Here is a 23,982-nt window from a genome sequence, read left to right as displayed (position 1 = left end):
GTTGTTTATTGCCAGTTGGAATAAAAGGACTTCATGAAACGTCTGCTGCTAACTGCGGTGCTCTCCGCACTGATGATCGCTGAAGTTCACGCCGAGTCCTTCACCATCTCCGATATTCGTGTCAACGGCCTGCAGCGGGTGTCCGCCGGCAGCGTGTTCGGCGCGTTGCCGCTGAACGTCGGTGACCAGGTCGACGACCGCCGTCTGGTCGAATCGACCCGCTCGCTGTTCAAGACCGGCTTCTTCCAGGACATTCAGCTGAACCGCGACGGCAATGTCCTGATCATCAACGTGGTCGAGCGCCCCTCGGTGTCGAGCATCGAGATCGAAGGCAACAAGGCGATCAGCACCGAAGACCTGATGAAGGGCCTGAAGCAGTCGGGCCTGGCCGAAGGTGAAATCTTCCAGCGCGCGACGCTGGAAGGCGTGCGTAACGAACTGCAGCGCCAGTACGTTGCCCAGGGCCGCTACTCCGCCGAGGTCGACGCCGAGGTCGTTCCGCAACCGCGCAACCGCGTCGGCCTGAAGATCAAGATCAACGAAGGCACCGTGGCCGCGATCCAGCACATCAACGTGGTGGGTAACACGGTCTTCGACGACGAGACCCTCGGCCAGTTGTTCGAGCTCAAGACCACCAACTGGCTGTCGTTCTTCAAGAACGACGACAAGTACGCCCGGGAAAAGCTCTCCGGTGACCTGGAGCGGCTGCGTTCCTACTACCTGGACCGCGGCTACATCAACATGGACATCGCGTCCACCCAGGTGTCGATCACCCCGGACAAGAAGCACGTCTACATCACCGTCAACATCAACGAGGGCGAGAAGTACACCGTACGCGACGTGAAGCTGTCCGGTGACCTGAAAGTGCCGGAAGACCAGGTCAAGTCGCTGCTGCTGGTGCAGCCGGGCCAGGTGTTCTCGCGCAAGGTGATGACCACCACCTCCGACCTCATCACCCGTCGTCTGGGCAACGAAGGCTACACCTTCGCCAACGTCAACGGCGTGCCGCAGCCGAACGACCAGGATCACACCGTCGACATCATGTTCGTCGTCGATCCGGGCAAGCGTGCCTACGTCAACCGCATCAACTATCGCGGCAACACCAAGACCGAAGACGAAGTGCTGCGCCGCGAAATGCGTCAGATGGAAGGTGGCTGGGCTTCGACCTACCTGATCGACCAGTCCAAGACCCGCCTCGAGCGCCTGGGCTTCTTCAAGGAAGTCAACGTCGAGACGCCGCCGGTACCGGGTACCGACGACCAGGTCGACGTCAACTACAGCGTCGAAGAGCAGGCCTCCGGCTCGATCACTGCCAGCGTCGGTTTCGCCCAGAGCGCCGGCCTGATCCTGGGCGGCTCGATCAGCCAGAACAACTTCCTCGGTACTGGTAACAAGGTCTCCATTGGCCTGACCCGCTCCGAGTACCAGACCCGCTACAACTTCGGCTATGTCGATCCCTACTTCACCGCCGATGGCGTGAGCCTGGGCTACAACGCCTTCTACCGCAGCACCGACTACGACGACCTCGACGTCGACGTGGCCAGCTATGCGGTGGACAGCCTCGGTGCCGGTGTCAGCCTCGGCTACCCGATCAGCGAGACCTCGCGCCTGACCTACGGCCTGACCGTGCAGCAGGACAAGATCAAGACCGGCCGTTACACCGTCGATGAGATCTTCAAGTTCCTTCAGGACGAAGGCGACAACTTCCTGAACTTCAAGGCCTCGATCGGCTGGTCCGAGTCGACCCTGAACAAAGGCGTGCTGGCTACCCGTGGTCACTCCCAGAGCCTGACGCTGGAAACCACCGTGCCGGGCAGCGACCTGTCGTTCTACAAGCTCGACTACCGTGGCCAGCTGTTCAAGCCGATCAATAACGACTACACCCTGCGCCTGCACACCGAACTGGGCTATGGTGATGGTTTCGGCTCGACCTCCGGCCTGCCGTTCTATGAAAACTACTATGCGGGCGGCTTCAACTCCGTGCGCGGCTTCAAGGACAGCACCCTGGGCCCACGCAGTACTCCGAGCCGTGGCGCTGCGGTAACCGGCAACCAGGGCACCATCGCCGACCCGGACCAGGATCCGCTGCCGTTCGGTGGTAACGTCCTCGTCCAAGGTGGCGTGGAGCTGCTGTTCCCGCTGCCGTTCGTCAAGGATCAGCGTTCGCTGCGCACGTCCGTGTTCTGGGATGTGGGTAACGTGTTCGACACCAACTGCGGCTCGAAGCCCGATTGCACCAAGGTCGGCTTCTCGGACATGGCCAGCTCGGTCGGTCTGGGCGTGACCTGGATCACCGCGCTGGGCCCGTTGAGCTTCAGCCTGGCGATGCCGATCAAGAAACCGGACGACGCCGACACGCAAGTGTTCCAATTCTCTCTGGGCCAGACCTTCTGAGGTCGGCCCTTGCATAACGACAACGGATTATCCAGGAGTGCATCGTGCGTAAGTTGACCCAACTGGCCTTCGTAGCCGCGGCGCTGGTCGCCACCCCGGCTTTCGCCGAAATGAAAGTTGCCGTGCTAAACTATCAGATGGCTCTGCTGGAATCCGACGCGGCCAAGAAGTACGCGGTGGACGCCGAGAAGAAGTTCGGCCCGCAACTGACCAAGCTCAAGGGCCTGGAAAGCAGCGCCAAGGGTATCCAGGACCGCCTGATCAAGGGCGGCGACAAGATGCCTCAGCCTGAGCGTGAACGCCTGGAGCTCGAGTTCAAGCAAAAAGCCCGCGACTTCCAGTTCCAGTCCAAGGAACTCAACGAAGCCAAGGCCGTGGCCGACCGCGACATGCTCAAGCAGCTCAAGCCGAAGCTCGACGGTGCTGTCGAGGAAGTGATCAAGAAGGGCGGTTTCGACCTGGTTCTGGAGCGTGGCGCGGTCATCGATGTCAAGCCTCAGTACGACATCACCCGTCAGGTCATCGAGCGCATGAACCAAGCCCGTTGATATGACTGTGACCATGACGCTCGGCCAGCTGGCCGAAGCCCTCGGGGCCGAACTCAGAGGCCCCGAGGCGCTGCAGATCACCGGGCTGGCCACCTTGCAGGAGGCCGGTTGCGGGCAGTTGAGCTTCCTGGCCAACAAGCAGTATCGCAAGTTCCTGGACGATTCCTCGGCCAGTGCGGTACTGCTCAAGGCCGAGGACGCCGAAGGTTTTGCCGGCAACGCCTTGATCGTTCCCGACCCTTACCTGGCCTATGCGCGCATTTCGCACTTGTTCGATCCGAAGCCCAAGGCTGTGGCGGGAATCCATCCCAGCGCCGTGGTGGCCGAGGATGCCCAGGTCGATGCCAGCGCCAGCATCGGCCCGTTCGCGGTGATCGAAAGCGGCGCGTGCATCGGCGCCAATGTGACGGTCGGCGCGCACTGCTTCGTCGGTGCCCGCTGTGTCATCGGCGAGGGTGGCTGGCTGGCTGCGCGTGTCACGCTGTATCACGACGTGACCATTGGTAAGCGCGTGGTCATCCAGTCTGGCGCGGTGATCGGTGGCGAGGGCTTCGGCTTTGCCAACGAGAAGGGCATCTGGCGCAAGATCGCGCAGATCGGCGGCGTCACCCTGGGTGATGATGTGGAGATCGGCGTGAACACCGCGGTAGACCGTGGTGCGCTGTCGGACACCCGCATCGGCGATGGCGTCAAGCTCGACAACCAGATCCAGATCGCCCACAACGTGCAGGTCGGCGACCACACGGCGATGGCGGCCTGCGTCGGGATTTCCGGCAGTACCCGCATCGGCAAGCATTGCATGATTGCCGGTGGTGTCGGGATGGTCGGCCACATCGACGTCTGCGACAATGTCTTCGTTTCCGGCATGACCATGGTGACCCGTTCGATTACCGAGCCGGGTGGCTATTCTTCCGGTACGGCCATGCAACCCTTGGCCGAGTGGCGCAAGAGCGCCGCTCGCATTCGCCAGCTGGACGAGATGTCCAAGCGTCTCCAGCAGCTGGAAAAGCGTGTCGACACCGTGACCTCAGGTGGCCAGCCGACATCAGAAGGCTGATACCATTTACTGAGCGAGCGTTACAGTCGCTAGCTGGCTCCTCTTTGGATCTGCAAAAGGAGCGTGTGGTCAGCACCTGCGCTCCCTATTCTTATACAGGCTTCCCCCCGAAATGATGGACATCAACGAGATTCGCGAATACCTGCCTCACCGTTACCCGTTCCTGCTCGTGGACCGTGTGACGGATCTGGACTTCGAGGCTCAAAGCATTCGTGCCTACAAGAATGTCAGCATCAACGAGCCGTTCTTCAATGGCCACTTCCCGGCGCATCCGATCATGCCGGGCGTGCTGATCATCGAGGCGATGGCCCAGGCGGCCGGGATTCTCGGATTCAAGATGCTCGACGCCAAGCCGGCGGACGGCACCCTCTACTACTTCGTCGGCTCCGATAAGCTGCGTTTCCGCCAGCCGGTGCTGCCGGGCGACCAACTGGTGCTGGAAGCCAAGTTCCTCAGCCGCAAGAGCATGATCTGGAAGTTCGAGTGCCGCGCCCTGGTGGACGGCAAGCCGGTCTGCTCGGCCGAGATCACCTGCGCGGAACGCTCCCTATGAGTTCGATTGACCCACGGGCGATCATCGACCCCTCGGCCAAGTTGGCCGAGGGCGTCGAGGTCGGCCCCTGGTCGATCGTAGGCCCCGATGTGGAAATCGGGGAGGGTACCGTCATCGGTCCGCATGTGGTGCTAAAGGGGCCGACCCGTATCGGCAAGCACAACCGCATCTATCAGTTTTCCTCGATCGGCGAAGACACCCCTGACCTGAAGTACAAGGGTGAGCCGACGCGCCTGGTGATCGGTGACCACAACGTGATCCGCGAGGGTGTCACCATCCACCGCGGCACCGTGCAGGACCGTTCGGAAACCACCCTGGGCGATCACAACCTGATCATGGCCTATGCCCACATCGGCCACGACAGCGTCATCGGCAACCACTGCATCCTGGTCAACAACACCGCGCTGGCGGGCCATGTGCATGTCGGCGACTGGGCCATCCTGTCCGGTTACACGCTGGTGCACCAGTACTGCCATATCGGCGCCCATGCGTTTTCCGGCATGGGCACCGCGATCGGCAAGGACGTACCGGCCTATGTCACCGTGTTCGGCAGCCCGGCCGAGGCGCGCAGCATGAACTTCGAAGGCCTGCGTCGTCGCGGTTTCAGCGACGAAGTGCTGCACGCCCTGCGTCGCGCCTACAAGATCGTCTACCGCCAGGGCCTGACCGTCGAAGAGGCGCTCAAGGAGCTGGATGAGCTGGTCACGCAGTTCCCTGAAGTCGATCTGTTCCGTCAATCGATCGCCAATTCCGCACGCGGCATCACCCGCTGATATGGCCCAGCTCTGCGTGGCGCTGGTCGCCGGCGAGGCCAGCGGGGACATTCTCGGTTCCGGCCTGATGCGCGCTATCAAGGCACGTCATCCCGATGTGCGGTTCATCGGTGTTGGCGGTCCCTTGATGGAAGCCGAGGGCATGACCTCCTACTTTCCGATGGAACGCCTGGCCGTCATGGGCCTGGTCGAGGTGCTCGGGCGCCTGCGCGAGCTGCTCAAGCGGCGCAAGGAACTGATCCACACACTGATCGGCGAAAAGCCCGACGTGTTCATCGGTATCGATGCCCCCGATTTCACCCTCAATATCGAACTCAAGCTGCGTCAGGCCGGAATCAAGACGGTGCATTACGTCAGCCCGTCGGTCTGGGCCTGGCGGCAGAAGCGCGTGCTGAAAATTCGCGAGGGCTGCGACCTGATGCTCACCCTGCTGCCGTTCGAGGCGCGCTTCTATGAAGAGCAGGGCGTGCCGGTGCGTTTCGTTGGCCATCCGCTGGCGGACACGATTCCCCTGGAGGCCGACCGTGGCGCGGCGCGTGCCGAACTGGGCCTGGCCGAAGGCCCGGTGATCGCGTTGATGCCTGGCAGCCGGGGCGGTGAGGTAGGGCGCCTGGGAGCTTTGTTCCTCGATGCCGCCCAGCGCTTGCGCGAGCTGGTGCCCGGCGTGCGCTTCGTGCTGCCGTGCGCGAATGCCGCCCGGCGCGCTCAGGTCGAGCAGATGCTCGAAGGGCGCGAACTGCCACTGACCTTGCTGGATGGCCGCTCGCACCAGGCGCTGGCCGCCTGTGACGCGGTGCTGATCGCCTCCGGCACCGCCACCCTGGAAGCGATGCTGTACAAGCGACCGATGGTGGTGGCCTACCGCTTGGCGCCGCTGACCTACTGGATCCTCAAGCGCATGGTCAAGAGCCCGTACGTGTCGCTGCCCAACCTGCTGGCCCAGCGCCTGCTGGTACCGGAGCTGTTGCAGGACGCCGCTACCAGCGAAGCCCTGGCACAGACCCTGGCGCCGCTGGTCAAGGACGGCTCGCAGCAGACCGACAGCTTCGACCAGATCCACCGCACCTTGCGCCGCGACGCCTCCAATCAGGCGGCCGACGCGGTGCTCGCCCTGTTGAAGGACCGCTGAGATGCAGATGGGACTGGATTTCAACCTGGTTGAAGAGCTGGTAGCCGGCGTCGATGAAGTGGGCCGTGGCCCGCTGTGCGGCGCGGTGGTCACCGCGGCGGTCATTCTCGACCCGCGCCGACCGATCCTCGGCCTGAACGACTCGAAAAAGCTCACCGAGGCCAAGCGCGACGCGCTGTTCGACGAGATCTGCGAGAAGGCGCTGAGTTTCTGCATCGCTCGCGCCGAGGTCGAGGAAATCGACCGACTGAACATCCTCCATGCGACCATGCTGGCCATGCAGCGTGCGGTCGAAGGGTTGCACATCACACCGAAAATGGCGCTGATCGACGGCAACCGTTGCCCGAAGCTTTCGGTACCGGCTGCGCCTGTGGTCAAGGGTGACTCGCAGGTGCCGGCGATCGCCGCTGCATCGATCCTGGCGAAGGTCACCCGCGACCGCGAGATGAGCGCGTTCGAGCTGATCTACCCGGGTTATGGGATCGGCGGGCACAAGGGGTATCCGACTCCAGTGCACCTTGAGGCCCTGGCCCGGCTTGGGCCGACGCCCATTCATCGGCGTTCGTTCGCGCCGGTTCGGGCCGCATGGGAAGCCCGTGAAGGCATTTCCACTTCGCTGATCTGATCGGCGCCACTCATCGCGGGGCAAGCCCGCTCCCACGCCAAGCCTGCACTGGAATCGGCTGCGTGGGAGCGGGCTTGCCCCGCGATGCATTCTGCAACCAACCGCTGACCTCCAGGCGAGGCAAGCGAAGAGCAATACGCTACAATCCCGCCCTTGTCGTTCAGCACTGCTACAGGATCCTCCATGTCGGTCTCCTTCGTTCACCTTCGCGTGCACTCCGAATTCTCCCTGGTCGACGGCCTGGTGCGGATCAAGCCGCTGGCCAAGGCCCTGGCCGGGATGAACATGCCGGCGGTGGCAATCACCGACCAGAGCAACATGTGCTCGCTGGTGAAGTTCTACAAGACCGCCATGGGCGCCGGCATCAAGCCGATCTGCGGCGCCGACCTGTGGCTGGCCGGGGCCGATTCCGAGGCGCCGCTGTCGCGCATCTGCTTCCTGGCCATGAATCCCAAGGGCTATCGCAACCTCACCGAGCTGATCTCCCGAGGCTGGACCGACGGCCAGCGCAACGGCCTGGTGATCATCCAGCGCGACTGGATTGCCCCGGCCAGCGAGGGGCTGATCGCCCTGTCGGCAGGCAAGGAAGGCGATATTGGCGTGGCCCTGATGGCCGGTCGCCAGGACGAAGCCGAAGCCCTGCTCGGCGACTGGATGGGCATGTTCCCGGACCGCTTCTATGTCGAGTTGCAGCGTACCAATCGCGCCGGTGACGAAGAGTACGTGCACGCCGCCGTGGCCCTGGCCGACAAGCTCGGCGCCCCGCTGGTTGCGACCAACGACGTGCGCTTCATCAAACAGTCGGATTTCGACGCCCACGAGACCCGCGTGTGCATTGGCGAGGGCTGGACCCTCGACGACCCGCGCCGCCCGCGCGGCTACAGTGACCAGCAGTACCTCAAGTCGCCCGAAGAGATGGCCGAGCTGTTCAGCGACCTGCCGGACGCCATCGCCAACACCGTGGAGATCGCCAAGCGCTGCAACATCACCGTGCAGCTGGGCAAATACTTCCTCCCCGATTTCCCGACGCCCAACGGCATGGGCATCGACGACTACCTGCGTCACGTCTCCCACGAAGGCCTGGAGGAGCGCCTGGCGGTGCTTTGGCCGAAAGAGACCACGCCCAATTACGAAGAGAAGCGCCAGGTCTACCTGGACCGCCTGAAGTTCGAGCTGGACATCATCATCCAGATGGGCTTCCCCGGTTACTTCCTGATCGTTATGGACTTCATCAAGTGGGCGAAGAACAACGACGTGCCGGTTGGCCCGGGCCGGGGCTCGGGTGCCGGCTCGCTGGTGGCCTATGTACTGAAGATCACCGACCTCGACCCGCTGGCCTATGACCTGCTGTTCGAGCGCTTCCTGAACCCAGAACGTATTTCCATGCCTGACTTCGACGTCGACTTCTGCATGGATGGCCGTGACCGGGTGATCGACTACGTGGCCGAAGCCTACGGCCGCAACGCGGTGAGCCAGATCATCACCTTCGGCACCATGGCCGCCAAGGCGGTGGTGCGCGACGTGGCGCGGGTGCAAGGCAAGTCCTACGGCTTGGCCGACCGCCTGTCGAAGATGATCCCGTTCGAAGTGGGCATGACCCTGGAGAAGGCCTACGAGCAGGAAGAGATCCTGCGCGACTTCCTCAAGGGCGACGAGGATGCCCGCGAGATCTGGGACATGGCGCTCAAGCTCGAAGGTGTCACCCGCGGTACCGGCAAGCACGCCGGTGGCGTGGTGATCGCGCCGACCAAGCTCACTGACTTCTCACCGATTGCCTGTGACGAAGAGGGCGGTGGCCTGGTGACCCAGTTCGACAAGGACGACGTCGAGGCTGCGGGCCTGGTGAAGTTCGACTTCCTCGGCCTGCGGACCCTGACCATCATCAAGTGGGCGATGGAGATCATCAACCGCGAGCAGGCCAAGAAGAACCTGCCCGACGTCAACATCGACTTCATCCCGCTGGACGACCGCAAGACTTACGAGCTGCTGCAGAAAGCCGAAACCACGGCGGTGTTCCAGCTCGAATCCCGGGGCATGAAGGAGCTGATCAAGAAGCTCAAGCCCGACTGCCTGGAAGACCTCATCGCACTGGTGGCGCTGTTCCGTCCGGGCCCGTTGCAATCGGGCATGGTGGACGACTTCATCAACCGCAAGCACGGCCGGGCGGAACTGGCCTACCCGCACTCCGACTACCAGTACGAAGGTCTGAAACCGGTACTCGCGCCTACCTACGGCATCATCCTGTACCAGGAACAGGTGATGCAGATCGCCCAGGTGATGGCCGGCTACACCCTCGGTGGCGCCGACATGCTGCGCCGGGCCATGGGTAAGAAAAAGCCCGAGGAAATGGCCAAGCAGCGCGGTGGTTTTATCGAAGGCTGCGTGGCCAACAACATCGATGCGGACCTGGCCGGTAACATTTTCGACCTGGTAGAGAAATTCGCCGGCTACGGCTTCAACAAATCCCACTCCGCCGCCTACGGCCTGGTGTCGTACCAGACCGCCTGGCTGAAAACCCACTACCCGGCGCCGTTCATGGCCGCGGTGCTGTCGGCGGATATGCACAACACCGACAAGGTGGTGGTGCTGGTCGAGGAAGTGCGCAGCATGAAGCTGCGCCTGGACGCGCCGGACGTGAACTTCTCGGACTTCAAGTTCACCGTCAACAACGATGGCCGTATCGTCTATGGCCTGGGCGCGATCAAGGGCGTCGGCGAGGGGCCGGTGGAGGCAATCGTCGAGGCCCGCGCCCAGGGCGGCCCGTTCAAGGACCTGTTCGACTTCTGCGAGCGTATCGACCTCAAGCGGGTCAACAAGCGGACCCTCGACGCGCTGATCCGCAGTGGTGCGCTGGACCGCCTGGGGCCGCATTTCCATGACGAGATCAAGGCCTATCAGGCCAACATCGACATCAACCGTGCAACCTTGCTGTCGGCGCTGGGCGAGGCAGTCAAGGCTGCCGAGCAGGCCGCCCATACTGCGGACAGTGGTCACGTCGACCTGTTCGGCGGCATGTTCGACGAGGCGGATGTCGACGTCTACGCCAACCACCGCAAGGTGCGCGAGCTGACGCTCAAGGAACGCCTCAAGGGTGAAAAGGACACCCTTGGCCTGTACCTGACCGGCCACCCGATCGACGAATACGAGACCGAGATCCGCCGCTTCGCCCGCCAGCGCATCGTCGACCTCAAACCGGCCCGCGACACCCAGACCATCGCCGGCATGATCATTGCCCTGCGGGTGATGAAGAACAAAAAGGGTGACAAGATGGGCTTCGTCACCTTGGATGACCGTTCCGGGCGCATCGAGGCCTCGCTGTTCGCCGATGCCTTCATGGGCGCCCAGGCCCTGCTGCAGACCGACGCCATGGTGGTGGTGGAGGGGGAGGTGAGCAACGACGACTTCTCCGGCGGCCTGCGCCTGCGGGTCAAGACCGTGATGACCATGGAGGATGCCCGGACCAAGCTGGCCGAGAGCCTGCGCCTGAAGGTTGGTCACGACGCGCTCAAGGGCGATCGTCTGAAATGGCTGGGCGAGCTGATCACCCGGCACCGTGGTGGTTGCCCGATCACCCTGGAGTACACCGGCAGCGACGCCAAGGCCATGCTGCAGTTTGGCGACCAGTGGTCGATCGACCCGGCCGATGGGCTGATTCAGGCACTGCGTGACCAGTTCGGGCGTGAGAACGTCTTCCTGCAATACCGTTGAAACGACGCATTTTAATCTCGACCTTTATGCGCCTGATCCCTTAAGGTAAGGCGCCAAACGGATCAACCGGCCGGCCGCCTGGCCGTAGACCCAAGACGGAAGCCTATGAACCCGAATTTCCTCGATTTCGAACAGCCGATTGCCGACCTGCAAGCCAAGATCGAAGAGCTGCGCCTGGTGGGCAACGACAACTCGCTGAACATCAGCGATGAAATTGCCCGTCTGCAGGACAAGAGCAGCACCCTGACCGAGAGCATCTTCGGCAACCTGACCAGCTGGCAGATCGCCCGTCTGGCCCGTCACCCGCGCCGCCCGTACACCCTCGATTACATCGACCACATCTTCACCGAGTTCGAGGAGCTGCACGGCGACCGTCACTTTGCCGACGACGCCGCGATCGTCGGTGGCACCGCGCGCCTGAACGACAAGCCGGTCATGGTCATCGGTCACCAGAAGGGCCGTGAGGTGCGCGAAAAGGTACGCCGCAACTTCGGCATGCCGCGCCCTGAAGGCTACCGCAAGGCCTGTCGCCTGATGGAAATGGCTGAGCGTTTCAAGATGCCGATCCTGACCTTCATCGACACCCCGGGTGCCTACCCGGGCATCGACGCCGAAGAGCGCAACCAGAGCGAGGCCATTGCCTGGAACCTGCGCGTGATGGCGCGCCTGAAGACGCCGATCATCGCCACCGTGATTGGTGAGGGTGGTTCCGGCGGCGCACTGGCCATCGGCGTGTGCGACCAGCTGAACATGCTGCAGTACTCCACCTACTCGGTGATCTCGCCGGAAGGTTGCGCCTCGATCCTGTGGAAGACCGCCGACCGCGCGGCCGATGCCGCCGAGGCCATGGGCGTGACCGCCGAGCGCCTGAAGAGCCTGAATATCGTCGACAAGGTCATCCCCGAGCCGCTGGGCGGCGCCCACCGCGATCCGGCGAAGATGGCGGCCAATGTTCGCGCCGATCTGATCGAACAGCTGGACATGCTCGGCAAGCTCGACAACGACGCGCTGCTCAAGCGCCGTTACGATCGCCTGATGAGCTACGGCCTCTGATGGATTCCGGGGGGCCGCTTCGCGGCCCTTTCGCGACACAAGGCCGCTCCCACAGGATTGCGCAGTATTCGAAACTGACGCCATCTTGTGGGAGCGGCCTTGTGTCGCGAAAGGGGCGCAAGGCGCCCCCGGCGATCTCAAGTCCTGTGAGGCCCTGATGCTCAACCTCACCCCCTGGCTCAACGCCCCCGCCTGGTACGTCGCCTTCTCCGGTGGCCTGGACTCCACCGTCCTCCTGCACCAGCTCGCCGACTACACCCGCAACCACCCCGCGCCCCCTCTGCGCGCCATCCATGTCCATCACGGCCTGCAAGCCGCCGCCGATGCCTGGCCCGATCACTGCCGAGCGGTGTGTGCTGCACTGGGTGTCGAACTCGATGTGCTTCCTGTCCAGGTTGCCCCCGGTGCCAGCCTCGAACAGGCGGCCCGCAACGCCCGCTACGACGCCTTCGAAAAACGGCTGGGCCTAGGCGAAGTGCTGTTCACCGGCCAGCACCGTGACGATCAGGCCGAGACCCTGCTGTTTCGCTTGCTGCGCGGCGCCGGCCTGCGTGGCTTGTCCGCCATGCCGCAACAGCGGCCGCTAGGGCAGGGCAGCCTGGTGCGCCCATTGCTGGGGCTGTCGCGCCAGCAACTGCAGACCTACGCCGACATGCACGGGCTAGTATGGGTCGACGACCCTTCCAATAGCGATACAGCCTTTGCCCGCAACTTCCTGCGCGGCGAGGTCTTCCCAATCCTGCGCCAGCGCTGGCCACAGGCCGAAGCCAATCTGGCACGCAGTGCCGAACACCTGGGCGAGGCGATGGGCCTGCTGGACGAACTGGCCGCCAGCGACCTGGCGATCGCCTGTGACAATGCGCCGCTGCCCTGGCTGGAGCTGTATTCGCTCAGCCTCGAGGTGCTCGCCGCGATGTCCCCAGCGCGCCAGCGCAATGCCCTGCAGTTCTGGCTCAGCCAGCGCACCCGCCTGCCCGACAGCCGCCACTGGGCCGGTTGGAACGATCTGCGCGACGCGGCGGCCGATGCCTGCCCGGTCTGGCGCCTGACCGATGGCGAACTGCATCGCAGCCATGGACGTATCTGGTGGCTAAATGGCGTTTGGCTGGCTGCGGTGTCGGGTAATTACCCCTGGCTGGACAGCGGGCAACCGTTGCGCCTGCCGGGTAATGGCAGTGTCCGCCTGATGTCGGCCCCGTTGGGTGAAGGCCTGCACATCCGCTACCGCCAGGGCGGCGAGATCATGCAACTGCCTGGTCGCGGTCGGCGCGATCTCAAGCGCCTGCTCAACGAGCTGCAGGTCCCGCACTTCGTGCGCCCGCGACTGCCGCTGCTGTATCGCGGCGAGCAGTTGCTCGCGGTGGCCAACCTGCCCGAGCTGGCGCAGGCGGATTGTCAGTTGCACTGGCAGCCGCCGACGAACGTGCAAGGTTTGAGCTGAAGGGTACATTCGGGTAGACTACCCTCCCTTCTTGATACAGCTTCTGTGGGTTGCGCAAAATCACAGAGGTTGCCGATTACCAAGCAGTTTTTTGCTGGGCTGATTTCTTAAAATGACGAGCGAGCTCCATGCCGGGGACACCCCTGGTCTGTACAGACGCGGCAGTTTTTCGAGATGCACTGTGATTGACGCAGGTGATCGGGGGCTTCGGCCTTCCTTCGCTTTCTCCGGCGGCCCATGCCGCCTTAACGCAGACTTCTAGGGTTTTTCATGACGCGCTACATATTCGTCACGGGCGGTGTTGTTTCTTCATTGGGGAAAGGCATTGCCTCGGCTTCCCTGGCGGCCATCCTGGAAGCGCGGGGGCTCAAAGTCACCATGCTCAAGCTGGACCCGTACATCAACGTCGACCCGGGCACCATGAGCCCGTTCCAGCACGGTGAAGTATTCGTCACCCACGACGGCGCCGAGACCGACCTTGACCTGGGCCACTACGAGCGGTTCATCCGCACCACGATGACCCAGAACAACAACTTCACCACCGGCCGCATCTACGAGCACGTGCTGCGCAAGGAACGCCGTGGTGATTACCTGGGCGCGACCATCCAGGTCATTCCGCACATCACCGACGAGATCAAGCGCCGCATCATCAAGGGCGCCGGCGATGCCGACGTCGCGCTGGTCGAGATCGGCGGCACCGTGGGCGACATCGAGTCGCAACCGTTCCTCGAGGCGATCCGCCAGCTGCGCGTCGAAGTGGGCTCCAAGCGCGCCATGCTGATGCACCTGACCCTGGTCCCGTACATCGCCACTGCCGGCGAGACCAAGACCAAGCCGACCCAGCACTCGGTCAAGGAGTTGCGCTCCATCGGCCTGCAGCCCGATGTGCTGATCTGCCGCTCCGACCACCCGGTCGATGCCTCGTCGCGTCGCAAGATCGCGCTGTTCACCAACGTCGAAGAACGTGCGGTGATCTCGCTGGAAGACGTCGACACCATCTACAAGATCCCAGGCGTACTGCACGCCCAGGGCCTGGACGACTTCGTCGTCGAGCGCTTCGGCTTGCAGTGCAACAGCGCCGACCTGTCCGAGTGGGACAAGGTCGTCGATGCCAAGCTCAACCCTGAGCAGGAAGTGACCATCGCGATGGTCGGCAAGTACATGGAGCTGCTGGACGCGTACAAGTCGCTGATCGAAGCGATGAGCCACGCCGGCATCACCAACCGCACCAAGGTCAACCTGCGTTACATCGACTCCGAGGACATCGAGAACCAGGGCACCAGCCTGCTCGAAGGCGCCGATGCCATTCTGGTCCCGGGCGGTTTCGGCCTGCGCGGCGTCGAAGGCAAGATCACCGCGGTGCAATATGCCCGTGAGAACAAGGTCCCGTACCTGGGCATCTGCCTGGGCATGCAGGTGGCCGTGATCGAGTTCGCCCGCAACGTGATGGGTTGGAAAGACGCCAACTCCACCGAGTTCGACCGCAACAGCGGCCACCCGGTTGTCGGCCTGATCACCGAATGGGCCGATGCCACCGGCGCGGTCGAGACCCGTACCGAAGCCTCCGACCTGGGCGGCACCATGCGCCTGGGCGCCCAGGACTGCCAGCTGGCGGCCGGCTCCAAGGTTCACGACTGCTACGGCAAGGACGTGATCACCGAGCGCCACCGTCACCGTTACGAAGTCAACAACGTCCTGCTGCCGCAACTGGTCGACGCCGGCCTGGTGGTTTCCGGCCGTTCCGAGGACGGCGCGCTGGTCGAAGTGGTCGAGTCCAAGGACCACCCTTGGTTCGTTGCTTGCCAGTTCCACCCGGAGTTCACCTCGACCCCGCGTGACGGCCACCCGCTGTTCAGCGGCTTCGTCAAGGCGGCCCTGGCACAGAAGAACAAGGCCTGATCCATGACTCAGAAGATCATTCGCGTCGGTAACATCGAGATCGCCAACGACAAGCCGTTCGTCCTGTTCGGCGGCATGAACGTCCTGGAGTCCCGTGACCTGGCCCTGAAGGTCTGCGAGGAGTACGTGCGGGTGACCGAGAAGCTCGGCATCCCGTACGTGTTCAAGGCCAGCTTCGACAAGGCCAACCGTTCGTCGGTCAACTCGTACCGCGGCCCCGGCATGGAAGAAGGCCTGAAGATCTTCGAGGAGATCAAGCAGACCTTCAATGTGCCGGTGATCACCGACGTGCACGAGCCCTACCAGTGCGAGCCGGTGGCCAAGGTGTGCGACATCATCCAGCTGCCGGCCTTCCTGTCGCGCCAGACCGACCTGGTCGTGGCGATGGCCAAGACCGGTGCCGTGATCAACATCAAGAAGGCGCAGTTCCTCGCGCCCCACGAGATGAAGCACATCCTCGCCAAGTGCGTCGAGGCAGGCAACGACCAGCTCATCCTCTGTGAGCGCGGTTCGAGCTTCGGCTACAACAACCTGGTCGTGGACATGCTCGGCTTCGGCATCATGAAGCAGTTCGAGTACCCGGTGTTCTTCGATGTGACCCATTCGTTGCAAACCCCAGGTGGTCGCGCCGACTCCGCCGGCGGCCGCCGCGCCCAGGTCACCGACCTGGCCAAGGCTGGCATGAGCCAGGGCTTGGCGGGCCTGTTCCTCGAGGCCCACCCGGATCCGGACAACGCCAAGTGCGACGGTCCGTGTGCCCTGCGCCTGGATAAGTTGGAGCCGTTCCTGGCCCAGCTCAAGCAATTGGACGACCTGGTGAAAAGTTTTCCGACGGTAGAAACCGCGTAAAGCTCGTTTCTCGGGTAAAGTACCGCCCGTTCCACCCCTGACCTTTCGGTCAGGGGCTCCCTTCGCCAGGCCTGCCCGTGCCATGTCGCCTGGTGAACGGCAAGAATTCCCAAAGCTGCGTTGTTTTCGTCAATTCTGGAGTGCTTACAACAATGGCAAAGATCGTCGACATCAAAGGTCGTGAAGTTCTCGATTCGCGTGGCAACCCCACTGTGGAAGCCGATGTACTGCTCGACAACGGCATCATCGGCAGCGCCTGCGCGCCGTCGGGTGCTTCCACTGGCTCGCGCGAAGCGCTGGAGCTGCGTGATGGCGACAAGAGCCGTTACCTGGGCAAGGGCGTGCTGAAGGCCGTCGGCAACATCAACGGCCCGATCCGTGACCTGCTGCTGGGCAAGGACCCGGCCGACCAGAAAGCCCTGGACCGTGCCATGATCGAGCTGGACGGTACCGAGAACAAGGCCAAGCTGGGCGCCAACGCCATCCTGGCAGTATCCCTGGCCGCCGCCAAGGCCGCCGCTCAGGACCTGGACCTGCCGCTGTACGCCCACATCGCCAACCTCAATGGCACCCCGGGCCAGTACTCCATGCCGGTGCCGATGATGAACATCATCAACGGCGGCGAGCACGCCGACAACAACGTCGACATCCAGGAGTTCATGGTGCAGCCGGTTGGCGCCAAGACCTTCTCCGATGGCCTGCGCATGGGCACCGAGATCTTCCACCACCTCAAGGCTGTACTGAAGGCCCGTGGCCTGAACACCGCCGTCGGTGACGAAGGTGGCTTCGCGCCGAACCTGGCTTCCAACGAAGACGCCCTGGCAGCCATTGCCGAAGCCGTCGAAAAGGCCGGCTACAAGCTGGGCACCGACGTGACCCTGGCCCTGGACTGCGCGGCTTCCGAATTCTATGAAGACGGCAAGTACAACCTGTCCGGTGAAGGCAAGTCGTTCGACGCCGAAGGCTTCGCCGAGTACCTGAAGGGCCTGACCGAGCGTTTCCCGATCATCTCGATCGAAGACGGCCTGGACGAGTCCGACTGGGCCGGTTGGAAGATCCTGACCGACAAGATCGGTGCCAAGGTGCAACTGGTTGGCGACGACCTGTTCGTGACCAACACCAAGATCCTCAAGGAAGGCATCGAGAAGGGCATCGGCAACTCGATCCTGATCAAGTTCAACCAGATCGGCTCGCTGACCGAGACCCTGGAAGCCATCCAGATGGCCAAGGCCGCCGGCTACACCGCGGTGATCTCGCACCGTTCCGGTGAAACCGAGGATTCGACCATCGCCGACCTGGCCGTGGGTACCGCAGCCGGTCAGATCAAGACCGGTTCGCTGTGCCGTTCCGACCGCGTCAGCAAGTACAACCAACTGCTGCGCATCGAAGAGCAACTGGGCGCCAAGGCTGTATATCGCGGTCGTGCCGAGTTTCGCGGCTGAGCAAGAGATGGTAAAAAGGCAGCAGCCGGGGCCGGCTGAACGTTCGTACTGATCGTTCGGTCGTTTCCACGGGTTTCTGTCGACGAAGCCTGGCCTCGGCCAGGCTTCGTGCTATCGGAAGCTCGCTGCGGCGGCCTTTTTTACCCTGGATATCTTCATGCGCAGTCCCTATTGGTTGTTCCTCGTCCTGCTCCTGCTGCTCGGCGGCCTGCAATATCGCCTTTGGGTAGGCAATGGCAGCCTGGCGCAAGTGACCGAACTCAAGCAGCAGATCGCCGACCAGCATGCGGAAAACGAGCGCCTGCTGGAGCGCAATCGCGTGCTCGACGCTGAAGTCCTGGAATTGAAGAAAGGTATGGAGACCGTGGAAGAACGGGCTCGTCATGAACTGGGGATGGTCAAGGAGGGCGAAACCCTCTACCAGCTGCCGCAGAAATGACACATGAACTGCCGGCCTTCTGGGCCGTGATTCCCGCCGCGGGCGTTGGTGCCCGCATGGCTGCCGACCGTCCCAAGCAGTACCTGCAACTGGGCGGGCAGACGATTCTCGAGCACAGCCTCGACTGTTTCCTCGACCATCCCATGCTCAAGGGCGTGGTGGTCAGCATTGCCGAACAAGACCCTTACTGGCCCGGCCTGCGCTGCGCCAGCGATCCACGCATCCAGCGCGCCCCGGGCGGTCGCGAGCGCGCCGATTCGGTGCTCAATGCGCTGTTGCTGCTGCACGCACAGGGTGCATCGGATGACGACTGGGTGCTGGTGCACGACGCCGCGCGGCCGAACCTGGCGCGCAGCGATCTGGACAAATTGCTGTCAGCCCTGGCTGAAGATCCCGTCGGCGGATTGCTCGCCGTTCCCGCCCGGGACACGCTCAAGCGTGCCGACGGCGAGGGCAGGGTGGCGGCCACGGTCGATCGCAGCACCGTCTGGCAGGCGTACACCCCGCAGATGTTCCGCCTTGGCATGCTGCATCGGGCGCTGGCCGAGTGCCTGGTATCCGATGTGGCGGTCACCGACGAGTCGTCGGCCATCGAATGGGCCGGTAATGCGCCGCGCCTGGTCGAAGGGCGCAGCGACAACATCAAGGTGACCCGTCCGGAAGACCTGGAGTGGCTGCGCCAGCGCTGGGCCGGGCGCCGCTGAGCGCCTGCGGGGGAGTGGTGCGATACTCCGGCAACTGTGCCAACCCTTCCTTCAGGTAGTCGACCAACCTGCGCACCTTCGGCGACAGATGCCGTTGCTGTGGATACAACGCCCACACCGCCGTATTCGGCGGCTGATGGCCCTCCAGCAACGACACCAGCGCGCCGCTGTGCAAATGCTCGAGCACGTAGTAGTCCGGCAACTGGCACAGCCCCATGCCTTGCAGCGCCGCGTCCAGCACCGCCTGGCCGCTGTTGCAGCGCCAGTTGCCCTGCACCCGCTGGCTGATCTCGCGTCCCTCCTGCTGCAGCGCCCACAGGTCCGAACTGCCCACCAGGCAGTTGTGCCGCGCCAGCTCCGACAGACTGTGCGGTCGACCATAGCGCTCCAGGTAGGCCGGCGACGCGCACAGGTACATGCGCCGAGGCGCCAGGCGCGTGGCCACCAGCCGCGAATCCTGCAGCCGTCCCAGGCGGATCGCCAGGTCCATGCCTTCGTGCAGCAGGTCGAGGGTACGGTTGCTCAGTTCCACCTCGACCCGCAACTGTGGGTACTGCGCCATGAAGCGTGTCACCAAGGGCACGATGAAGCGTTCGCCATAGGCCACCGCGCAGGTCATGCGCAGCAGGCCCTTGGGCTCGCTGGCCAGGTCGCCCATGGCCCGCAGCGCCTCCTCGCGGCCGTCCTGCAGGCGCTGGCAGTGCTGGAGAAAGGTCTGCCCGGCTTCGCTCAGGGTCACCCGCCGGGTGCTGCGGTACAGCAAACGTGTCTGCAGGCGTTCCTCCAGGCGGGCGATCTGCCGGCTGATGTGCGAGGACGACACCCCAAGTCGTTCGGCGGCGGCGGTGAACTGACCTGATTCGGCCACCGCGACGAACTCGTCGATGCCTTCCCAGCGGCTGCTCATGGATTATCCCTGTGTAGCAATAATGTTTTGTGAGTGGCTGGATTATTCATCAAAAGGCGGTGAATTACACTGCAAGCCAGCAACCCATACCTGTTCTGGAGACCTTTGATGATCAAGTCCCGCGCCGCCGTCGCCTTCGAGGCCAAGAAACCCCTGGAAATCGTCGAAGTGGACGTGGCCATGCCCAAGGCCGGCGAAGTGCTGCTGCGCGTTGTCGCCTCCGGTGTCTGCCACACCGACGCCTATACCCTGTCCGGCGCCGATCCGGAGGGCATCTTCCCGTCGATCCTTGGCCATGAGGGTGGTGCGATTGTCGAAGCCGTAGGCGAAGGCGTCACCTCGGTGGCGGTTGGTGACCATGTGATCCCGCTGTACACCCCGGAATGCGGCAAGTGCAAGTTCTGCCTGTCGGGCAAGACCAACCTGTGCCAGGCCATCCGCGCCACCCAAGGCAAAGGCCTGATGCCCGACGGCACCACCCGCTTCAGCTACAAGGGTCAGCAGCTGTTCCACTACATGGGCACCTCGACCTTCTCCGAGTACACCGTGCTGCCGGAAATCTCCGTGGCCAAGATCCAGAAGGAAGCTCCGCTGGAAAAGGTCTGCCTGCTCGGTTGCGGCGTGACCACCGGCATCGGCGCGGTACTCAACACCGCCAAGGTCAAGCCGGGTGACACCGTGGCCATCTTCGGCCTCGGCGGCATCGGCCTGTCGGCGGTGATCGGCGCGGTCAAGGCCAAGGCTTCGCGCATCATCGCCATCGACATCAACCCGGCCAAGTTCGAGATCGCCCGCCAACTGGGCGCCACCGACTGCATCAACCCGAAAGACTACGATCGCCCGATCCAGGAAGTGATCGTCGACCTCACCGACGGCGGCGTCGATTTCTCCTTCGAGTGCATCGGCAACGTGCAACTGATGCGCGCGGCGCTGGAGTGCTGCCACAAGGGCTGGGGCGAGTCGGTGATCATCGGCGTCGCCGGTGCCGGCCAGGAAATCGCCACCCGTCCGTTCCAGCTGGTCACCGGCCGCGTCTGGCGTGGTTCGGCCTTCGGCGGCGTGCGGGGTCGCAGCGAGCTGCCGAGCTACGTCGAGATGTCCGAGAAGGGCGAGATTCCGCTGGACACCTTCATCACCCACACCATGGGCCTGGAGGACATCAACAAGGCCTTCGACCTGATGCACGAAGGCAAGAGCATCCGCAGCGTGATCCACTTCTGAGGGCCTCGCCATGACCCTGGAAAATCTCTCCTGCCAGAAAAGCTTCGGCGGCTGGCACAAGCGTTACCGGCACAGCTCCAAGGTGCTCGGCTGCGACATGGTGTTCGCCGTGTACCTGCCGCCCCAGGCCGAGCAGGGCGAGAAGCTGCCGGTATTGTACTGGCTCAGCGGCCTGACCTGCACCGACGAGAACTTCATGCAGAAGGCCGGTGCCCAGCGCCTGGCCGCGGAACTCGGGCTGATCATCGTTGCCCCGGATACCAGCCCGCGTGGCGAGCAGGTGCCGGGCGACCCGGACGGCGCCTGGGACTTCGGCCTGGGCGCAGGGTTCTACCTCAATGCCACCCAGCAGCCCTGGGCCCAGCATTACCGGATGCACGACTACGTGGTGGAGGAGTTGCCGGCCCTGATCGAGGCGCACTTCCCGGCGTCGGACCAGCGCAGCATCAGCGGCCATTCCATGGGTGGGCATGGCGCGCTGGTCTGCGCCCTGCGCAACCCAGGGCGCTACCGTTCGGTGTCGGCGTTTTCGCCCATCAGCAATCCGATGGATTGCCCGTGGGGCGAGAAGGCGTTTTCCCGCTACCTGGGGGAGGACCGTGCGCGTTGGCGGGAGTGGGACGCCAGCGTGTTGCTGGCCGAGGCAGGGGAGTGCCCGCCGTTGCTGGTGGACCAGGGCGATCGCGATGACTTCCTCGAGAAGCAGCTCAAGCCGCAGGCGCTGGAGCAGGCGGCGCGCAAGGGTGGTCATGCGCTGACCCTGCGCCTGCAGCCGGGCTATGACCACAGCTACTACTTCATCGCCAGCTTCATCGATGAGCACCTGCGTCATCATGCGGTGGCGTTGGGCAGGGTCTGACACCGCCTGCAATTTCTGGGAGAGCTGGCTTGCCGGCGATGGGCTGCGAAGCAGCCCCATTACCTCAAAAGCAGGTAGAATCACGCCCTGACTCAATCAGGGCGTTTTTCTATGCGTATTGGCCACGGCTACGATGTCCACCGTTTCTGCGACGGTGATTTCATTACCTTGGGCGGGGTGCGTATCCCCCACAAGTTCGGCCTGCTGGCCCACTCCGACGGTGACGTGCTGCTGCACGCCCTGAGCGATGCCCTGCTCGGCGCTGCGGCGTTGGGCGACATCGGCAAGCATTTCCCTGACACCGACCCGCAGTTCAAGGGTGCCGACAGTCGCGTGCTGCTGCGCCACGTGGTCGCCGTCGTGCGCGACAAGGGCTGGAAGGTCGGCAACGTCGACGCCACCATCGTCGCCCAGGCGCCGAAGATGGCCCCGCATATCGAGACCATGCGCCAGCAGATCGCCGCAGACCTGCAGGTCGAACTCGACCAGGTCAACGTCAAGGCCACCACCGAAGAAAAGCTGGGCTTCACCGGCCGCGAGGAGGGCATCGCCGTTCACGCGGTCGCCCTGCTACTGCCAGCATGACCGAACTGGAACTGCTGGGGCCGCGGGCCTCGGGCGAAGCCTTGGGCACCGCCGTGCTCAAGGCGGTGGCCGAAGACTTCCAGGTCGATGAAGTCCTCGATATCCCGCTGTCGGGCCAGGGCGAACACCTGTGGCTGTGGGTCGAGAAGCGCGACCTCAACACCGAGGAAGCGGCCCGCCGCCTGGCCCGCGCCGCCGGTGTGCCGGTGCGCGCCATCAGCTATGCCGGCCTGAAGGACCGCCAAGCCTTGACACGCCAGTGGTTCAGCCTGCACCTGCCGGGCAAGGCCGACCCCGACCTGTCCCGCGCCGAGGACGACACCCTGCGGGTGCTCAAGCAGGTGCGCCATCAGCGCAAGCTGCAGCGTGGGGCGCATTCGGCCAATGGTTTCACCTTGCGCCTGACCGCGCTGCAGGCCGACCGCCCGGCCCTCGATGCCCGCCTGGAGCAACTCAAGCAGCAGGGTGTGCCTAATTACTTCGGCAGCCAGCGTTTCGGTCATGCCGGCGGCAACGTGCATGATGCCCAGGACTGGGCTGCACGCCAGGCATTGCCCGAGCAGCGCAACGTGCGCTCGCGGCTGTTGTCGGCCGGGCGCAGCTACCTGTTCAACCAGGTGCTGGCCGCCCGGGTGGCCGATGGCACCTGGCAGCGTGCCCAGGTCGGCGACCTGCTCGCGTTCACCGACAGTCGCAGTTTCTTCCCGGCAGGAGAGGGCGAGTGCAGCGATCCGCGCCTGGCCATTCTTGACTTGCATCCCACCGGCCCGCTGTGGGGCGAAGGGCAATCGCCTTGTGCCGGCGCGACCCAGGTGCTCGAGAGCGAAGTCGCCGCGCGTCATCCTGCGTTGTGCCAATGGCTGGCGCGAGCGGGCATGGATCACGAACGGCGCATCCTGCGGCTCCCTATTGGGCGTCTGTCGTGGCATTATCCCGAGCCTGATATCCTGCAACTGGAATTCGTCCTTCCGGCCGGATGCTTCGCCACCGTGGTGGTGCGCGAACTCGTCGATCTGGTGCCGGCAGGGCAGACGGACAGCCCATGCGTATTCTGATTTCGAATGACGACGGTGTTACCGCACCCGGCATCGCCGCGCTGCATGAAGCGCTGGCGGATTACGCCGAGTGCGTGGTGATTGCCCCGGATCAAGACAAGAGCGGCGCCGGCAGTTCGCTGACGCTTGATCGGCCGCTGCACCCGCAGACCCTGGCCAACGGTTTCATCAGCCTCAACGGCACGCCCACTGACTGCGTGCATCTGGGGCTCAACGGCCTGCTGCCGGAAACCCCCGACATGGTGGTGTCCGGCATCAACCTGGGCGCCAACCTGGGTGACGACGTGCTGTATTCCGGCACGGTCGCCGCCGCCCTGGAAGGGCGTTTCCTCGGCGGTACCTCGCTGGCCTTTTCGCTCCTGTCGCGCCTGCCCGACAACCTGCCGACTGCCGCCTATATCGCCCGGCGCCTGGTCGAGGCGCAGTCGCGCCTGGAGCTGCCACCGCGCACCGTGCTCAACGTCAATATCCCCAACCTGCCGCTGGAGCACATCCGTGGCATCCAGCTCACCCGCCTGGGACATCGGGCGCGTGCCGCGGCGCCGACCAAGGTGGTCAACCCGCGGGGCAAGGAAGGCTACTGGATCGCCGTGGCCGGCGATGCCGAGGACGGCGGGCCGGGTACCGATTTCCATGCAGTGATGCAAGGCTACGTGTCGATCACGCCGTTGCAGCTGGATCGCACCTTCAACGATGCCTTCGAGCGCCTCGACGGCTGGCTGGAGGGCGTGCTCTGATGCG

The 23,982-nt window shown here is 63.9% G+C and carries 21 protein-coding genes; 20 read left to right on the top strand and 1 reads right to left on the bottom strand.

Annotated features, from left to right (window positions below; all coding sequences use genetic code 11):
- The first annotated feature begins 33 nt into the window (after positions 1-33).
- From bamA to ispD, 15 genes are all read left to right on the top strand, one after another.
- Positions 34-2,394 carry an outer membrane protein assembly factor BamA gene (gene bamA / locus AC25MA_RS11775; RefSeq protein WP_028690670.1) on the top strand — a complete coding sequence of 787 codons (2,361 nt, stop codon included), beginning with the start codon at positions 34-36 and terminating at the stop codon, positions 2,392-2,394.
- A 44-nt stretch (positions 2,395-2,438) separates the two neighbouring features.
- Positions 2,439-2,942: an OmpH/Skp family outer membrane protein gene (locus AC25MA_RS11770; protein ID WP_028690669.1), complete on the top strand. Its 504-nt coding sequence runs from the start codon at positions 2,439-2,441 to the stop codon at positions 2,940-2,942.
- Position 2,943: 1 nt separating this feature from the next.
- Positions 2,944-3,999, top strand: a complete 1,056-nt coding sequence (gene lpxD / locus AC25MA_RS11765) for a UDP-3-O-(3-hydroxymyristoyl)glucosamine N-acyltransferase (RefSeq protein ID WP_028690668.1) — start codon at positions 2,944-2,946, stop codon at positions 3,997-3,999.
- A gap of 112 nt (positions 4,000-4,111) precedes the next feature.
- Entirely contained in the window at positions 4,112-4,552 is a 441-nt protein-coding gene (gene fabZ / locus AC25MA_RS11760; RefSeq protein WP_003252314.1) for a 3-hydroxyacyl-ACP dehydratase FabZ, read from the top strand.
- Positions 4,549-5,325: an acyl-ACP--UDP-N-acetylglucosamine O-acyltransferase gene (gene lpxA, locus AC25MA_RS11755; protein ID WP_028690667.1), complete on the top strand. Its 777-nt coding sequence runs from the start codon at positions 4,549-4,551 to the stop codon at positions 5,323-5,325. Before fabZ ends, lpxA begins: the two co-directional genes overlap by 4 nt.
- Position 5,326: 1 nt before the next feature.
- Positions 5,327-6,454 carry a lipid-A-disaccharide synthase gene (lpxB, locus tag AC25MA_RS11750; protein WP_028690666.1) on the top strand — a complete coding sequence of 376 codons (1,128 nt, stop codon included), beginning with the start codon at positions 5,327-5,329 and terminating at the stop codon, positions 6,452-6,454.
- 1 nt (position 6,455) lies between these two features.
- Complete coding sequence (gene rnhB / locus AC25MA_RS11745; protein WP_069016708.1) at positions 6,456-7,079, top strand: ribonuclease HII; 624 nt, start codon at positions 6,456-6,458, stop codon at positions 7,077-7,079.
- Positions 7,080-7,262: 183 nt separating this feature from the next.
- Complete coding sequence (gene dnaE / locus AC25MA_RS11740) at positions 7,263-10,787, top strand: DNA polymerase III subunit alpha (protein WP_062361385.1); 3,525 nt, start codon at positions 7,263-7,265, stop codon at positions 10,785-10,787.
- Positions 10,788-10,892: 105 nt separating this feature from the next.
- Positions 10,893-11,840 (top strand): acetyl-CoA carboxylase carboxyltransferase subunit alpha, encoded by a 948-nt coding sequence (locus AC25MA_RS11735; RefSeq protein ID WP_028690663.1) that lies wholly within the window; start codon positions 10,893-10,895, stop codon positions 11,838-11,840.
- Between the two features lie 157 nt (positions 11,841-11,997).
- Positions 11,998-13,281 carry a tRNA lysidine(34) synthetase TilS gene (gene tilS / locus AC25MA_RS11730; protein ID WP_028690662.1) on the top strand — a complete coding sequence of 428 codons (1,284 nt, stop codon included), beginning with the start codon at positions 11,998-12,000 and terminating at the stop codon, positions 13,279-13,281.
- A gap of 270 nt (positions 13,282-13,551) precedes the next feature.
- Entirely contained in the window at positions 13,552-15,180 is a 1,629-nt protein-coding gene (gene pyrG, locus AC25MA_RS11725) for a CTP synthase (RefSeq protein ID WP_028690661.1), read from the top strand.
- A gap of 3 nt (positions 15,181-15,183) precedes the next feature.
- Positions 15,184-16,029: a 3-deoxy-8-phosphooctulonate synthase gene (kdsA, locus tag AC25MA_RS11720; protein WP_028690660.1), complete on the top strand. Its 846-nt coding sequence runs from the start codon at positions 15,184-15,186 to the stop codon at positions 16,027-16,029.
- 152 nt (positions 16,030-16,181) lie between these two features.
- Positions 16,182-17,471: a phosphopyruvate hydratase gene (eno, locus tag AC25MA_RS11715; protein WP_028690659.1), complete on the top strand. Its 1,290-nt coding sequence runs from the start codon at positions 16,182-16,184 to the stop codon at positions 17,469-17,471.
- A gap of 157 nt (positions 17,472-17,628) precedes the next feature.
- Entirely contained in the window at positions 17,629-17,910 is a 282-nt protein-coding gene (ftsB, locus tag AC25MA_RS11710) for a cell division protein FtsB (RefSeq protein ID WP_011535259.1), read from the top strand.
- The gene (ispD, locus tag AC25MA_RS11705; RefSeq protein ID WP_028690658.1) at positions 17,907-18,614 is read left to right on the top strand and encodes a 2-C-methyl-D-erythritol 4-phosphate cytidylyltransferase; all 708 of its coding nucleotides are present in this window, start codon (positions 17,907-17,909) and stop codon (positions 18,612-18,614) included. The genes ftsB and ispD overlap by 4 nt, the downstream gene beginning before the upstream one ends.
- Here ispD and AC25MA_RS11700 read toward each other — a convergent pair.
- Positions 18,553-19,521 (bottom strand): LysR substrate-binding domain-containing protein, encoded by a 969-nt coding sequence (locus tag AC25MA_RS11700; protein ID WP_028690657.1) that lies wholly within the window; start codon positions 19,519-19,521, stop codon positions 18,553-18,555. The two genes, ispD and AC25MA_RS11700, sit on opposite strands and share 62 nt — an antisense overlap.
- Before the next feature lie 108 nt (positions 19,522-19,629).
- Here AC25MA_RS11700 and AC25MA_RS11695 point away from each other — a divergent pair, with 108 nt between their 5' ends.
- The 5 genes from AC25MA_RS11695 to surE all read left to right on the top strand — a co-directional run bounded on the left by AC25MA_RS11695 (position 19,630) and on the right by surE (position 23,978).
- A complete protein-coding gene (locus tag AC25MA_RS11695; protein ID WP_016712915.1) occupies positions 19,630-20,742 on the top strand; it encodes an S-(hydroxymethyl)glutathione dehydrogenase/class III alcohol dehydrogenase in 1,113 nt (370 codons plus the stop codon).
- A 10-nt stretch (positions 20,743-20,752) separates the two neighbouring features.
- On the top strand, positions 20,753-21,601 hold the full coding sequence (fghA, locus tag AC25MA_RS11690; RefSeq protein WP_028690656.1) for an S-formylglutathione hydrolase: 849 nt from the start codon (positions 20,753-20,755) through the stop codon (positions 21,599-21,601).
- 111 nt (positions 21,602-21,712) lie between these two features.
- Positions 21,713-22,186, top strand: coding sequence for a 2-C-methyl-D-erythritol 2,4-cyclodiphosphate synthase (gene ispF / locus AC25MA_RS11685; RefSeq protein WP_028690655.1), 474 nt, complete (start codon positions 21,713-21,715; stop codon positions 22,184-22,186).
- Entirely contained in the window at positions 22,183-23,241 is a 1,059-nt protein-coding gene (gene truD, locus AC25MA_RS11680) for a tRNA pseudouridine(13) synthase TruD (RefSeq protein ID WP_028690654.1), read from the top strand. Before ispF ends, truD begins: the two co-directional genes overlap by 4 nt.
- Positions 23,229-23,978: a 5'/3'-nucleotidase SurE gene (surE, locus tag AC25MA_RS11675; protein WP_028690653.1), complete on the top strand. Its 750-nt coding sequence runs from the start codon at positions 23,229-23,231 to the stop codon at positions 23,976-23,978. Before truD ends, surE begins: the two co-directional genes overlap by 13 nt.
- Positions 23,979-23,982 lie beyond the last annotated feature (4 nt).

Source organism: Pseudomonas sp. P65(2024) (assembly GCF_057480955.1).
The sequence above is the reverse complement of the archived record's forward strand: the minus strand, read 5'-3'. Positions and strand labels throughout refer to the sequence as shown.